Origin of the sequence: Turicibacter sp., assembly GCF_017941855.1 — a bacterium.
Lineage (GTDB): Bacteria > Bacillota_I > Bacilli_A > MOL361 > Turicibacteraceae > Turicibacter > Turicibacter sanguinis.
Window position 1 is genome coordinate 1 of sequence record NZ_JAGAVR010000120.1, and the last position, 15,812, is coordinate 15,812.

Below are 15,812 nucleotides of genomic sequence, written 5' to 3' on the forward strand. Positions count from 1 at the left end.
TTAAAACCCACATCGTCACCTCATACATCATATTAGATTCTTCAATCTGTTTTAAGAAAAAGTATGGCGTTTGAATTTTAACTCCACTTTGATATCTCAACAACGTTTCACAACCTACAATTCTATTCGTATTGGGATTTACAATGGGTTGATAGTATAGTAAAAATTTATTTTGCTCTAAATCATTTAAAATCTTTTGACGATTCTTTTTTATTTCCATTTGATTCAACATTTGTTTTAATCCAAATGTCAGTATGATTAGAACTAATAAGGTAATAATCAAAATAAATAAATCAATTCTTTGTTTATATGGATTAAAATAACTCTCGTAAAGTTTGTGAATTGATGTATTTGGAAGTGAATCATATTGTTCGAAATAAGAATCAATTTTCATCATCAATTCTTTATTTTCTTTATTTGCAACAATGTAAAAAGATCCTGTAGAAAATTCACAGATATTCCGATACTCCTTATCTAAATCTGTATGTTCAGCTGAATAAAGAATAGCATCTACTTGATGATGACGGAATAAATTTAAGGTACTTTCATATGACTCGACAATTTTCAAATTAACATTAATATTTTTTTCCTCTAACACGTTTAACAATTGTTGATAATTTTGTTCATTTTCGATAAAACCAATCGTCATTCCGTTTAATGCCTCTAAATCTCCATATCTAATATTATGGTGAGTAAACAGTGCAACTCTATTAATATTAATATAATACTTACTAAACAGATATTCTTCTTGTCTTTTGGGAGTAGAGGAAATTCCAAATAAAAGATCTATTTCCTTATTTTTTAACTTATCTAAAGCCTGATTAATAGGGACATCAACATATTCATAATCAAGATTCAAATCATTTGCAATCAAATTCATTAAATCATGATAATAACCCGAAGGTTGTAATTGTTCATTCAGATAATAATACGGATAATATTCATAAAAAGCGACTTTTATTTTATCGGATGCTCTGATGCAATCATTAGGGGCTATGATAAAAAGTAATACCATCAAAATGCCAATTAATTGTCTGAATTTTGACCTTCTCCTCATATCATCTCTTCCTAACAAACTAAAATTTCTACTCATTCACTGCCTCACTCATTTACTTTAATTCTCATCAGAAAAAATGTCAGTATGATGTAATAAATATAACCATTTTAATAGTGTAATGTTTTAATTGTTATCTATACATCACTAAATATCTTTCCATTTTATTCACCAATTACTTCTTTGTCAACTAACTTTAATTCTCGATTTAAAAATTATCCTTCTCCAATTGATAAATCAATATCTGTTAACTTATCTTTGGCAAACCTAAAAAATTTTTGATACTTTTCTTTGTGTAAGGATGATTTTAAGTAGACGAAATTGAATTCTCGACTGAGGTTAATTCCATCAATCTGAATTTGTTTTAATTCATTTCTTTCTAATTCTTCTTTGACAGCTTCTTTATAGATAAACGTGACACCATGGTTTTGTTTGACAAGATGTTTCAATAGTTTTAGACTTCCAATTTCATCAAGTTGTCTAAACTGATTGAGTGAACTATTAGTATTAGCCAATAATTTTTCTAAAATATCGCGACTTCCAGATCCAAACTCACGAATAATGAGTCTTTGCTTCTTCAATTCTTCTAATGTAATTGTTTCATTTAGTGCACTATTAATTGATGTTACTAAAATGAAATCATCCTTCTTTAGTAAATGGTGTTCAAATTGTTCCTTGTCAAAATAACCTTCGATGAATGCAAATTCAATTTTACCTTTTAAAAGATCTTCAATTAAATGGGATGTATTTTGAACTTTAAAGTTAAGTTGAATGTCTGGAAATCGTTTTAAGTGTGCATCTAATATCGTTGGCATGACATAGTCTGCAATCGTTAATGTTGCGCCAAAATTTAACTTAACCTGTTTTGTTTTTAATTCATATATTTCAGCTTCAGCTGATTTGAGCAGTGCCTGTGTTTTTAATGCATACTGTAAAAGGGCGTGTGCCGATTCTGTAATCTGCATTTTTTTTCCTTCATAAACGAATAATTTCGTATTATAAGTTTCTTCTAAATATTTAATATGTTGTGTAACAGCAGGCTGCGTTAAACATAAGTGTTTCGCTGTTTTTGTTAAATTTCTTGTTTCACACACATCAATAAAAGTAAGTAATCGATAATCAATCATAGGTACCTCCTATAAAAAAATATTATAGTCATATAAAAATGTATAATTTGATTTTATACATTTTTGCATGTTATTGTAAAGTTATGTTAAAAAATAGGAGGTTTTTATGAAAAAAGTCATACCTGGGGTTCTTCTTTCATTAGCGATTGCTATTATCGCAACGTTACTAAATCAATATATTCATATCATCGGGGCTAGTGTATTTGCACTTTTAGTAGGGATGGCCCTTAACTTTTTTATGAAGGATGATACAAAATATAGAGCTGGAATTACATTTAGTTCAAAAAAACTTTTAAAAGTTGCAATTGTCTTATTAGGAACTAGCTTAAGTATTAGTCAAATTATTCATGTTGGTAAATACTCACTTGTTGTCATGGTATTTACTTTAGCAGCAGCATTTGGATTTGGTTATTTATTTGGAAAGCTTTTCAAAATGGACTGGAAACTTAGTTCATTAATTTCAGCAGGAACAGGAATTTGTGGTGGAACGGCTGTTGCTACCTTATCACAAGTTATCGATGCTGAAGATTCAGATGTCGCTTATGCTATTTCTGCAACATTTATCTTTGATGTTGTAATGGTTATTTTATTCCCTATTATGGGAGCAGCACTTGGATTGAGTGATATGGCATTCGGATTATGGGCAGGTACAGCTGTAAACGATACATCTTCTGTTGTTGCCGCAGGATACGCTTATAGCGATGCTGCAGGTGATTTTGCAACGATTGTAAAATTAACACGTACATTATCAATCATTCCGGTTGTATTAGCTTTCTCATATTTAAATGAACGATTAAAACAAAAACAAAATTCAGCTGTATCAGGTGAACAAAAGAAAATTAATTTAAAAAAGATATTCCCTTGGTTTATTTTATTATTCTTAGGGGCAGCTATCCTAAACAGTGTTGGTATTATCCCAGCGGCACTAAGCTCAACTCTTTCAACATTAAGTAAGTTCTTTATGGTCATGGCACTAGCTTCAATTGGATTAAAAACAGATATTCGCGATGTTACGAAGTCAGGTTTCCTTCCTATGCTTCACGGATTCATTATTTCAGCTATTGTTGTTATTGTCGCACTTGTTGTACAAGTTTTCCTAGGACAAGTCTAAAATTGACTAACTAAATAAAGTGTACTTAAAAAAGGATTCTCAAAATTTGAGAATCCTTTTTTTTTATAAATTTTCAGTATGAATGAAAATCTCATTTTGCTTGGCATCATACACAGTGTAAGTGACGTGGTTCAGTTGGCTATTCTTTGATTTTTGCCACTGTGTACCTACTTCATTATTTTCAATGTTAATGTTGATTTGACTTAATCCATCTTCTAGTTTTGGATTTTTAACTAGACCATTATCTTCATAATAACGTCCTTCACACGTTGTTTGAACATGAGCGATGATTTCAATTTGATGATTATCAAGCTGAGACACATTTTGTGCTTCATCATTTAAAATTAATAAATGATTAGGACGAATAAAGATAACCAATTGATCTATTGGCATGCTAACATAGTGATGCCCTTGTTTCATTAATTCAAGTTGATACGTTTTTTCAGTTGTAAAACGAACACATAACATCTCTTCTGGGAAATAGACAACACGTCCTGTTTTGTTTTGTTCATAAATAGGTGCAATCATGAGTCCATCTCCAAGTAGGAGTTGGTCTTCTATTTCTTTTGAAATATCATCCGAATACTCAAAGGCTAACGCTTTAAAATATAAAGTGTTGCTTAAGCAAGCTTTCATATATTCACTATATAAATGATTCACCAATACATAGCGTAAGCAAATGAAATGACGCATGACAGCCATACTTTTGAAACGATACGGTTCTTGGGCTCTTGTATATTTAGCCGTATGATTACGCATTAATGGTGTAAAGATTCCAAACTGTAACCATCTTGTTAACAGGTCTTCGGTTGTATTATCACTAAATCCCCCGATATCAGCTCCACTATATAGATATCCACACATATTAAGAGATGGCATCATTTTAATATTTAATAATAAATGTGACCACCAAGAACGGTTATCGCCTGTCCAAATTCCACTAAATCGGTGCATTCCGGTTGAAGAGGCACGTGAGAATAACAACATCCGCTCTTCTTTAATCACATCAAAAGCTTCCGCAGCAGCACGTGTCATATTATATCCATAAAGATTATGAACCTCATGATGGCATACAAACCCTTGGTCTGTATCATGATACATTTCTTTAAAGTATTCTGGCTTATTTAAGATATTACTAAATTGATCTTTAATACCGAAAAATAAACCTAAATCAATATTTTTTTCTTTATTTTCCAGCACTGAATCCATCGCTTGTTTCATCGCATTTGGCGTATAAAAAATCGATGGTTCATTCATATCATTCCAAAACCCCTCAATACCTTTATCGATTAACGTTTTATATTTCATCCCAAACCAAGTGCGTGTTTCTTTATTTAAAAAGTCTGGAAAATGAACTTTTCCTGGCCAAACAGCTGCTTCAAATGGTGTTCCATCCTCATTTTTAATAAAGTATCCATTTTTTATGCCTTCCTCATAAATTTCATATCCTGCTTCTGCTTTGACACCGGCATCGATAATCGGAATCAGATGAATTCCTTCCTCTTTTAACTCTGCTACCAGATTTTCAAAATCAGGAAACTTATGAGGATCAACTGTGAAATCTTTTAAGTTTTGCATGTAGTCGATATCTAAATAAATGCTATCTAATGGGATTTCATGTTTTTTGAAATGGTAAGCGACTTCTCGTATTTCATCTGCCGTTTCATAACTCCAACGACTTTGCTGGTAACCAAAAGCCCATTTTGGTGGGATATAGCTTTGCCCGATGAGTGTTCTAAAAGTCTGTATAATTTCTAGAACATTCTGACCTTCAATCAAATAAAGATCTAGATTCATCATCTCAGGCTCAATCATTAAGGTATCCAAATCCGTATATCCGATATCAAAATGAACTTTTCCAGGATAATCGATAAAAATTCCGAATGGTTGTGATTCATTGCAAATTAAAAAGTTATGTGATCCGTAAAGGGCATGTTTATTTTCAGTATGCATATCATCATCCGTACAAAAACTTGTGTAAAACCAACCGCGTTTATTAATTCCGCGCACACTTTCCCCAAGCCCATAAACGGCAGCCCCTTTTTCTAATTTGTAGATAAAATTCCCATTTTCATGCGATAGTTTTTGTAAGGGTTCGTGATAGATTGGCAGTTTGATGACGACGGCATCAGTTTGAAATGGGTTACCGTATTGATACCTTTTCACTTTAGTTTCTAACATCTCATCATTCTCCTCATAAAAATTGTCCTTAACGACTAGACTGTCTAGCGGTTAAGGACTTTTTTGTTATGCTTTAATTAAAATTGTTTTGATTTCATATGGTTTTACTTTTAATTCAATTGGTGTTGATTTAAATTCTTCAATTGAACGTTCGCGTAAATCCGCTTCTGCCCATGCTTTAACATCAAAGTTAAGTGATACAGTGACGTTATCTTTTCCACCTGTGTATTCATGTATTCGAACCACTAAGTATTCTCCATCTTCACTACGTTTGATGGCATCTACAATAACTTGGTCACTATCTACGGTCATGAATTGACGTGTTCCTAAATCTTTTTCAATGGCTTGTAAGGGTTGATTAATCGCCCATGATGCCTTTTCTGTATCAACGTCTACCCAATCCCCGATATGTGGTAATAATGAGTATGTGAATTCATGTTCACCTTGATCTTGTTCTACGTCTGGATGAGTAGCTGCTTTTAATAAGGTTAAACGCATCACATTATCTTTAATGTCATGACCGTATTTACAATCATTCATTAAGCTAACTCCATATCCACGTTCTGATAAGTCTACCCATTTATGAGCGACTGTTTCAAAACGCGCTTGTTCCCAACTTGTATTCCAGTTCGTTGCACGACGCACGTTTCCGTATTGAATATCATACGTTGCATAAGTCGCACGAACATTGACCGGGAAGGCAACTTTTAATAATTGTTTACGTTCACGCCAATCTACCCATGTTTTAAAATCAATACGCTTGTTATTAGCATAAAGAATTAAATCTTGTACAATTGTTGTGCTCATGTATTTCCATGTTAATTTTAGATCGATTTGAAGTGCTCCTTGATTAATGACTTCAATCGATTGAAGATTTGTTACTTCGCGCATTTTTTCTTGGTAGAATAAATCGATGTCCCATGCTTCATGTGCTAATGGTTTATCTTCAAACATTTGTAAGACATTTCCACGTTCTCCCTGTGCTAACACTTCAACATCTGCTTCTTTATCGTAAATAGATGTCATTTGTCCCGCTTCATTTAATGTGATGATATAGAATGGTGTTTCAACTTTATTTTCCGTTACATTGAAAACAGATGCTTCTTCTTTACTTGTTCCTTCTTCAAAACGGATAGTTGTCCATCCCATCGCTGGTACATCTTTTACTTCTACCACCCAGCTTGATTCTTGTTTTTGTGCCTTTAACAGATTACCATCAATATCGTACCAAGTACCGTCCGCTTTGATATCGATTGTCACTAATTCTGTACGATTCCAGTTCATGTTATTCATAATCGTCCAAGTATGAGCTGATGTTTTTGAGAATGTTGTTAAAGCTTCAGCTTGTAAATCAGTCGCTAGACATTCTGCACGTTCATAATCATCATGACAATCTTCATATACTTCACGAATTGAAGATCCTGGAATGATATCATGGAATTGATTACATAAGATGATTTTCCATCCTTCTGTTAATTGATCTTGTTTAACAGCAGCTAATTCATCTTTTTCAATACCTGCCATTGCCATTAACCATTCAGCCTGACGATATAATAACTCTAATTGACGATTTGTTTTCTTATTATAAGCTTGAGATGTATAGGTTCCACGGTGATATTCTAAATAAAGTTCTCCGTCCCATGTATGAACATATGAATCTGTATTTTTAACTTTTTCATGTAAGTTTTTAAAGTAATCTGATGCTGTTCCTGTTTTAATATTTGGAAGTCCTGGCATTTTGTCAATACGGCGACGATATTCTAACATATCACGGTTAACACCACCTCCACCATCTCCAAATCCGTAAGAAATTAACAATTCATTCGTTAACTCTTTTTCACTGTAAGCATCAAATACTCCCTTAACGATTTTTGGACTAATACGACCATTGTACGTATAGAACCAAGATCCTGGTTCACTCCATGGTTCAGGTGTTGTAATAAAGTGAGTTAGGACTTCACTTCCATCAATTCCTCTCCAATGGAACGTATCATGCGGCATACGATTATATTGATTCCAACTAATTTTAGTTGTCATAAATGTATCAATTCCCGATTTCTTTAAAATCTGAGGTAACGCCCATGAATAACCAAAGACATCTGGTAACCATAAATATTCAACATCTTTTCCAAACTCATCTTTAATGAACTTGCTTCCGACTAAGATTTGACGCGTTAATGACTCACCTGATGTTAAGTTACAGTCTGCTTCAACCCACATTCCCCCATCAACTTCCCATTGTCCATCCGCTACTTTAGCTTTGATTTTTTCATATAAATCAGGATAGTTATGTTTTACATATTCATAAAGTTGTGGTTGAGTTTGTAAGAAAATATATTCTGGATATTGTTCCATTAAACGCATTACTGTTGAGAATGAACGCGCACATTTTTCTTTCGTATGTTTTAAACGCCATAGCCATGCCACGTCAATATGAGTATGGCCAATACAAGTAACATGAATATCTGAATGCTTTCCAATGCGATCAATTAACTCATTTAATAAATCGCTTGCTTCGTGTAACGATTCATAGAATGATTCTGACCCTGGGTATGACCAATCAATTAATTTATAACTATCATTTAATGCCTTTTGTAATTTAGCACGGACAGGATTAAATTCATCTAAAATGTCTAACGTTTCTAAAATAACGTGCGCATTATAGTATAAATCGTCAATTTTTTCATCTAACCAGGCGATCATTGCACAATTAATACGGTGTTCTTGTGATGTTGGCACTCCTCCACCTTCAAGACCTGACCATAAACGGAATTGTAATGAAATTTCTTGTCCAATGTGTTCTTCTTTGAAGAAGACTTCTTTATGATTACTATCAACCCCTTGGAAAGGTTCCCCATTCACATAAAGTAACGATTCAAATCCGGAATTATTTCCGGCTCCTGTATTTCCATAATCAAAAATTCCTAAAACTTTTTTTCCGCTCCAGTTTGCTGGGATTGTTACGTTTTTATGTAACCATAAGTATTTATCGCGACCTGACCAACGATCTCCAATGGCAATTTCACCATCAAATTCATGAACTAAAGCTGGATTAACTTCACCTGATACATCTTCTTTTATTTCTAAAGTCCCTAAGCTGAATCCTTCTCGATAACGATAAGATGCGATTTCATCGGTACGAGCTTGTAATTTATTTTTCGTTAAAAACATATCCTTCATTATTTTTCCCCCACGGACTATTATTTTTGAATTAAGTTTTATCAACTATAGCTCTATTTTAATTCACCCTGTTAGCGCATTCAATTTTCAATATTATATATTAAGTGGACTTTTTCTATATATCTATATATTTTTTTTACTTTTTATCTTTACCCTCACGACTTAAGCTTTTTAATGGACAGTATGAGACATAATCTTTCATTAATTAGGAGATTTTTCATTGTTAAAAAAAATCTCTTTAATTATATCTATCTGGTGGCAGAATCTATCCCTGTGTCTTAATTTTACTTCAAAAGTAGGCCTGTACACGCTCTAAATCATTAAAGCGACTTAGAATAATAATAAGTGAGTTCAAGGGAGGAGATTAGCATGAAACAGACCACAATGGATGAAATCGTTGGAGCCTGGATTGATGCAACTGGAACAGTTGTTGCATCCCTCGGGATTTCCCCCTTTTTTACCGGCATTGATTTTGATGGCACCTTTTTAGGATCAAATTTTCTAACTGAGGAAGAGGCTCAAAATTTAGTGACCGACTTAGGTCAGTGGGGAAACATTCTACAAGCTTCTGGTAATGGAATTGAAGCATTAGGAAATGATTCTTTACTTGGAACAATCGGAAACGAAATTGGAGCCACTGGAAATCTTGCAGTCCTTTATAGCCTTCAATCAGAACTTGAAAAAGATGAGGTTTATCAACTCATTATCGTCGGAAATCTCTTACAAGGCTATGGCGCATACTTAGCTGGTATTAGCGAACTCAAAGAATCTAACAATCCTGCAGAATTACTGAGTGCTTACGGCAACTTTACACAAACTTTTGGGAATAGCTTACAGGCATATGGTGGATACGAACTGTTACAAGGATTTAAAATCAGAGGAAATATCTATATTTTTATCGGTAGTTGGATTCAAACATTTGGTGCTATTGTAGCTGCCATTGGAACTACTTTAGAATCAGAGTAACAAAAAAGGTGCACCTACACGGTAGCACCTTTTTTTATTATAATTCTTCTCCATTTGTCTGAATGACGTTTTTATACCAGTTAAAGCTTTTCTTTTTCATACGTTTCATTGTTCCTGATCCATCATCATGTTTATCAACATAAATGAATCCGTAACGTTTTTTATATTCACCCGTAGTGAATGATACACAGTCAATACATCCCCAAGGTGTATATCCCATTAAATCAACACCATCTAAAGTGACAGCTTTTTTCATTTCTTCAATGTGTGCTTTTAAGTAATCAATGCGGTAATCATCGTTAATTGATCCATCTTCCTCGACTTTATCGATTGCTCCAAATCCATTTTCAACGATGAATAATGGTTTTTGATAACGTTCGTATAATAAGTTTAAGGCATAACGTAATCCAATCGGGTCAATTTGCCATCCCCAATCTGATGATTTAACGTGTGGATTTGGCACACTTCCAGGGAATCCATCTAATCCATTCCCCTCTACAACCGCACCTGCTTTGACCGCATTTGTCATGTAATAACTTAATCCAATGTAATCGACGATTCCAGCTTTTAAGATATCTTTATCCTCTGGTTCCATGTGGATATTGAATCCTTTACGTTCCCATTCCTTAATGGCATAAGATGGGTATTCTCCTCGTACATGAACATCAGAGAATAGGTAACGATCATGCATCGATTCTACTGAATACATCATGTCTTCTGGTTTACAAGAGTATGGATATAATGGAACGCAAGCCATCATACATCCAATTTGGAAATCTGGATTAATTTCATGTCCCAATTTTACAACTTTAGCACTTGCGACTAATTGATGATGCACGACTTGGTACATGCATTGTTCTGGATTTTCATCTTCATTGAAGATAACGCCTGAACACGTATATCCAAACAGTGGATATTTATAATTTTTTTGATTATTGATTTCATTGAAGGTCATCCAGTATTTCACTTTATCTTTGTAACGTTTCATGACCACTTCACTATATCTAACAAAGAAGTCAATCACTTTACGATTTTTCCATCCACCATATTCTTTAACTAAATGATGTGGCATTTCAAAGTGAGATAAGGTGATAACTGGTTCAATATTATATTTTAATAACTCATCAAATAAATCGTCATAGAATTTTAACCCTTCTTCATTTGGTTCTAATTCATCACCTTTTGGAAAGATTCGTGTCCAAGCGATTGATGTTCTAAAACATTTGAATCCAAGTTCTGCAAATAATGCAATATCTTCTTTATAATGACCATAAAAATCAACGGCTTCATGATTTGGATAATATTTTCCCTCTTCAATCGTTTCAGTAATAATTCGGTCTACACCATGTGCTCCCCCCGTTAGAACATCAACGATGCTGATTCCTTTACCACCTTTGTTGTAACCACCTTCTACTTGGTGGGCTGCAACAGCTCCACCCCATAGAAAGTTTTTAGGTAATTGACTCATGTTTGTTACCTCCTTATTTGTTATCCTCTTTAAATCCAACGATCATTGTTAAGACCATACCAAGTACGAATGAAACAACGATTGAAATTAAGAAACCAATGAATGGTGTCATGTGTCCTGCCTTGAAGAAAGCAGGGATTGTTGCAATACCAGGCATGTTATAGCTCCAAGATACAGCATTGAATGCTCCTGCAATAGCTCCACCAATTGCTCCCGCAATACATCCACAGATCATTGGTTTTTTCAGACGTAAGTTAACTCCATAAACAACAGGTTCTGTAATTCCGAATACGGCTGTAATAGCGGCTGGTAATGAAACGTCTTTTAATTCTTTATCTTTTGTTTTTAAGAAGACTCCAAATGCTGCTCCGGCTTGTGAGAAGACTGCAGATGCTTGAAGTGCCGTAAATGTATCATATCCAAGTGATGCATAGTTTCCAACTGTAACAGGTGTGATTCCCCAATGTACCCCGAAGATAACTAATACTTGCCAAAGTCCACCCACAATAATACCTGCCACGATTGGGCTTAAGTTATATAAGTAATTGTATGTATCTCCAATTGCTCCACCAATTGTTGCTCCGAATGGCCCGAATACTAATAACGTAAATGGAACCATGATAGCAATTGTAAACATTGGTGTAAATAAGTTACGAATAACAGTTGGTAAGATTTTTTCAAAGAATCTTGCTACATAAGAGGCTACCCATACTGCTAAAATAACTGGGATAACTGATGATGTATAACTTAACATCTGAATTTGAATTCCTAAGAAGCTTAACTGTGTTCCGTCATTTACCATTGCATTATAATCTGGTGAAATTAACGCACAGGCAATAACAACAGCAATAAACTCATTAATTTTAAATTTTTTCGCTGCTGTAATCGAAATTAAAACTGGCAAGAATGTGAACGCTGTCCAAGAAATAAAGTTTAGGACTTGGTATGTTCCACCTGCTGTATCAATCCACTCTAACGCAACTAGTACCCCTAAGATTCCTTGTAAAATCCCACAAGCAGCTAATGTGTATAAGAATGGTGCGAAGATACTTGAAATAATATCAATAATTTTACTAAATACTCCTACTTTTTCAGTTGAAGTTGATCCTTTTTCTTCACTTACATCAACTAATTTTAAAACTTGCTCATACGCATCCTTAACGTGGTTTCCGATAACAACTTGGAACTGTCCTCCAGCTTCTACTGTTGTAATAACTCCTTTAATTTCACTTGCTGTTTCTTTATCAACAACTGAATGATCTTTTAAAATAAAACGTAAACGTGTTGCACAATGTGTTACATTGTTAATATTTTCATTGCCACCTAAGGCAGCAACTAATTCTTTTGCCGTTTGGCTATAATCGATTGCCATTTGTAATACCTCCATCTAATTCTCTAACTGTGTTGCATACCTATTGTATTTAATAAAGCCCTTTCTGTCATTATTTTTGTAAGCGATAAGCATTTGTAACATCGCTTTGATATTTGTTCCCAAAACGAAACAACTTGTGACAATAAAAAATGCGTAACACAATAGCCTGTGTTTACGCATTTAACGTCAGTCTTCTTCCAATGGATTCTAAAATAAAAACGACTGGAACCTGAGTTGTAATATCATATTCTTTTTGATTTTTTTGGTTGGTCATATAATACGATAGATTATATTGGGACATTTTAGCTAACGTTGAGTTTGTACTATTGGTAATACTAACTAACGTACAACGTTGTTGTAAAAAGAATCTGGCCAAGTTTAATGTCTGTTCAGTTTCTCCTGATACCGATAGCATGATGACAACAGCATCATCGCTAATTCCTCCGATGTTTGGGTAAAATGGATCGTCGATAAAGTAACTAAATTTTCCAATGTTTGAAAAATAGCGTGCTCCGTACTTTCCAAGAATTCCTGATGTTCCAATCCCTACAAAGATAATTTGTTTGGCTTGACTCACTAATTGCGCAACTTGACTAATATTTTGCTCAAATTCCTCATTATTAACACTTTGAAAATAATGTATGATTTCTGAAATATCGTTTAATGGTTGTTTTTCTTTTGTTTCTTCTAAATGCATTTTAAATTGCACTTTAAATTCAGCATATCCTTCGCAATCAAGTTTTTTGCAAAAGCGCATAATCGCAGAAGTCGAAACATGAACCGCATCTGCTAGTTCTCTAATCGTCATATAACGAATATTTTGAGAATTTTGCATGATATAGTTATAGATTAAAATCTCTACGTCAGTAAATTTTTTGATTTGTTCGTAATTAAACATCTGTCAACCTCTTCACTCAATTTACTACATTTTTCGATAAGTTCTACTATGATAGTATCATATTATATTTTATTCTTCTATAGAAAGCGATTAAAAATTAAAAACGTTTCCGCCAATAGTGTAACGTAAGTCGATTTCATCATCTCGATATTTTTATTAAAAATCAAAAAAAAACCTCAATTATTTAGTATTAAATAATTGAGGTTTGCCATTTTAAATTATCAGAAATTTTACGATTTAGGGGTCTTACCTGTCTTATTACACCATCAAACTTAAATTTAATCTGACTCTTTATCTACTTAGATTAGCTAAAAATTCAATAATATTTGGATCATAGTGTGAGAAGAATGAACTTTCACCCTTATCTAATTCACTAATCCTGTTCATCTCATCGTGACTTAATTCAAAATCAAAAATATTTATATTTTCTTCCATTCTTTCTTTACGGACTGATTTAGCTAATACAACAATATTACGTTGAACTAACCATCTTAAGATAACTTGTGCAACCGACTTCCCATATTTCGTTCCAATCTCTTTTAAAAGAGGTTGATTAAACATATCGTTTTTACCTTCAGCAAAGGGTGCCCATGCCTCCATTTGAACATTATATTTTTTCATATACTCCTGAGCATCTGTTTGCTGATGAAAGACATTAACTTCTACCTGATTAACGGCTGGAATAATTTCATTGCATAAACAAATATCTACTAAACGATCCGGATAAAAATTACTTACTCCAATCGCCTTAATTTTCCCTTCCTTATACATTTCCTCCATTGCGCGATACGTTCCATAATAATCATTAACAGGTTGATGTATGAGAACTAAATCGATGTAATCAAGTTGCATTTTTTTTAATGATTCTTCTAGTGATTGCCTTGCTTTTTCATATCCTGCATTTGAAATCCATACTTTTGTGGTAATAAACAATTCCTCTCTTGGAACCGATGATTTTTTGATAGCTCTTCCGACTGCCTCCTCATTACCATACGCTTGTGCGGTATCAATTAATCGATACCCTACTTCAATCGCATCTAATACCGCACGTTCACACTCTTTTAAATCTGTAATTTGGTAAACACCGAACCCTAAAATAGGCATTTTCAATCCATTATTTAATGTCACCTGTTTCATTTTTATTCCTTCTTTCTTAATTTTCTAATCCTCTTAACTTTTCATCTTCGAACTTTAATAGCAGTTCCTCATAAATATCAATTTTATGAGTTAACATGGCTAATGTGTCTTGCATCTCCTGAACCTTTTTAGCTAGTTGATCGCGTTGTTCTAAAAGAATTGTTTTTCTTTTGTTAATCGTGGATTCCCCTTTTTGAAATAAATCGAAATATTCGATTAAGGCTTCAATCGAAACCCCTGCATTTCGCATCACCTTAATATAATAAATCCAATTACAATCTTGTTCTGTATAAACACGATAACCTTTAGAATCACGCTTTATAGGTGGGAGAAGGCCAATCTTCTCATAATACCGTAATGTATCAATAGAAATATTATATTTTTTACTAACTTCAGCACTTGTCATATTTTAATCCCCTTTTCAAAAATTCCTATAAAGTGCTCTCTTTTCTCACCTACTATAACTATTAGAAATTTCATTACAAAGTTATTATAGGGTATGGAGTTAACTCCATAGCAAGAAAATAAAATAAAAAGATTAATCTAAGAAATAATACCTAAGATTAATCTTTTTATATTCGACTAAAAATTATCTTAAATCTTCTAGTATTTTCACCTTGTCTTTTGTTTGTTCATCTTTTTGTTTGATGACTTTGGCAGGCATTCCCGCTACTACGGTATTTGGCAAGACATCTTCCGTTACAACAGCTCCTGCCGCTACAACTGCTCCCTTTCCAACTCGAACCCCTTCTAAAATAACCGCATTGGCTCCAATCATCACATCATCCTCAATGATCACAGGTGTTTTACTAGGTGGTTCAAGAACACCTGCAATGACTGATCCCGCTCCGATATGAACATTTTTTCCAATTGTTCCTCGAGCTCCTACGACAGCATTCATATCAATCATTGTATTTTCACCGATTTCGGCTCCAATATTAATGATAGCCCCCATCATAATAACGGCATTTTCACCAATCGTCACATGATCTCGAATAATAGCACCTGGTTCAATTCGTGCTTTAATCTGTTTCAAATCTAATATTGGAATGGCTGAATTACGACGGTCATTTTCCATTTCATAGTACTCAATCTTAGCTTGATGTTTTTCTAAAATAGATTCAATCTCGCTATATTCACCAAATACGATTTTAAAATGACCTTCGCCAAATACTTTACAGTTCGGAAACTCCACACCTTCTAATTCACCCTTGATATAAAGTTTAACCGGTGTACTTTTTTTTGCTTCTTTAATAAAGTGTGCAATTTCATATGGATCAGTTAATAACTGTTTTTCCTTCATCACTAAAAAATCCCC

The 15,812-nt window shown here is 33.6% G+C and carries 12 protein-coding genes; 2 read left to right on the forward strand and 10 right to left on the reverse strand.

All coding sequences use genetic code 11. The features are described 5' to 3' along the window. Together J6D32_RS12850 and J6D32_RS12855 are read right to left on the reverse strand one after the other, a co-directional pair. The coding region (locus tag J6D32_RS12850; RefSeq protein ID WP_287467742.1) for a transporter substrate-binding domain-containing protein at positions 1-1,057 on the reverse strand (1,057 nt) is incomplete at its 3' end. A 212-nt stretch (positions 1,058-1,269) separates the two neighbouring features. Beyond that, complete coding sequence (locus tag J6D32_RS12855) at positions 1,270-2,181, reverse strand: LysR substrate-binding domain-containing protein (RefSeq protein WP_006784767.1); 912 nt, start codon at positions 2,179-2,181, stop codon at positions 1,270-1,272. Positions 2,182-2,287: 106 nt separating this feature from the next. On the opposite strand from J6D32_RS12855, the gene J6D32_RS12860 reads away from it, so the two are divergent. After that, positions 2,288-3,292, forward strand: coding sequence for a YeiH family protein (locus J6D32_RS12860; protein ID WP_009606874.1), 1,005 nt, complete (start codon positions 2,288-2,290; stop codon positions 3,290-3,292). Positions 3,293-3,355: 63 nt separating this feature from the next. On the opposite strand, the gene J6D32_RS12865 is transcribed toward J6D32_RS12860, so the two are convergent. Both J6D32_RS12865 and J6D32_RS12870 read right to left on the reverse strand, forming a co-directional pair. After that, on the reverse strand, positions 3,356-5,473 hold the full coding sequence (locus tag J6D32_RS12865; protein ID WP_006784769.1) for a glycoside hydrolase family 31 protein: 2,118 nt from the start codon (positions 5,471-5,473) through the stop codon (positions 3,356-3,358). 66 nt (positions 5,474-5,539) lie between these two features. Further along, positions 5,540-8,653, reverse strand: coding sequence for an alpha-mannosidase (locus J6D32_RS12870; RefSeq protein ID WP_006784770.1), 3,114 nt, complete (start codon positions 8,651-8,653; stop codon positions 5,540-5,542). Positions 8,654-9,022: 369 nt separating this feature from the next. Here J6D32_RS12870 and J6D32_RS12875 point away from each other — a divergent pair, with 369 nt between their 5' ends. Continuing rightward, positions 9,023-9,619 carry a DUF6944 family repetitive protein gene (locus J6D32_RS12875; RefSeq protein WP_287467743.1) on the forward strand — a complete coding sequence of 199 codons (597 nt, stop codon included), beginning with the start codon at positions 9,023-9,025 and terminating at the stop codon, positions 9,617-9,619. A gap of 37 nt (positions 9,620-9,656) precedes the next feature. Here J6D32_RS12875 and J6D32_RS12880 read toward each other — a convergent pair whose 3' ends face one another. From J6D32_RS12880 to dapD, 6 genes are all read right to left on the reverse strand, one after another. Next, positions 9,657-11,087, reverse strand: a complete 1,431-nt coding sequence (locus J6D32_RS12880) for a 6-phospho-beta-glucosidase (RefSeq protein ID WP_006784772.1) — start codon at positions 11,085-11,087, stop codon at positions 9,657-9,659. 13 nt (positions 11,088-11,100) lie between these two features. Further along, positions 11,101-12,459, reverse strand: coding sequence for a PTS transporter subunit EIIC (locus J6D32_RS12885; RefSeq protein ID WP_287467744.1), 1,359 nt, complete (start codon positions 12,457-12,459; stop codon positions 11,101-11,103). Positions 12,460-12,631: 172 nt separating this feature from the next. Further along, positions 12,632-13,357: a MurR/RpiR family transcriptional regulator gene (locus J6D32_RS12890; RefSeq protein ID WP_132942530.1), complete on the reverse strand. Its 726-nt coding sequence runs from the start codon at positions 13,355-13,357 to the stop codon at positions 12,632-12,634. Positions 13,358-13,648: 291 nt separating this feature from the next. Next, positions 13,649-14,494, reverse strand: coding sequence for an aldo/keto reductase (locus J6D32_RS12895; protein WP_006784775.1), 846 nt, complete (start codon positions 14,492-14,494; stop codon positions 13,649-13,651). 16 nt (positions 14,495-14,510) lie between these two features. After that, entirely contained in the window at positions 14,511-14,900 is a 390-nt protein-coding gene (locus tag J6D32_RS12900; RefSeq protein WP_006784776.1) for a MerR family transcriptional regulator, read from the reverse strand. A gap of 183 nt (positions 14,901-15,083) precedes the next feature. Continuing rightward, positions 15,084-15,800, reverse strand: a complete 717-nt coding sequence (gene dapD, locus J6D32_RS12905) for a 2,3,4,5-tetrahydropyridine-2,6-dicarboxylate N-acetyltransferase (protein WP_438816665.1) — start codon at positions 15,798-15,800, stop codon at positions 15,084-15,086. Positions 15,801-15,812 lie beyond the last annotated feature (12 nt).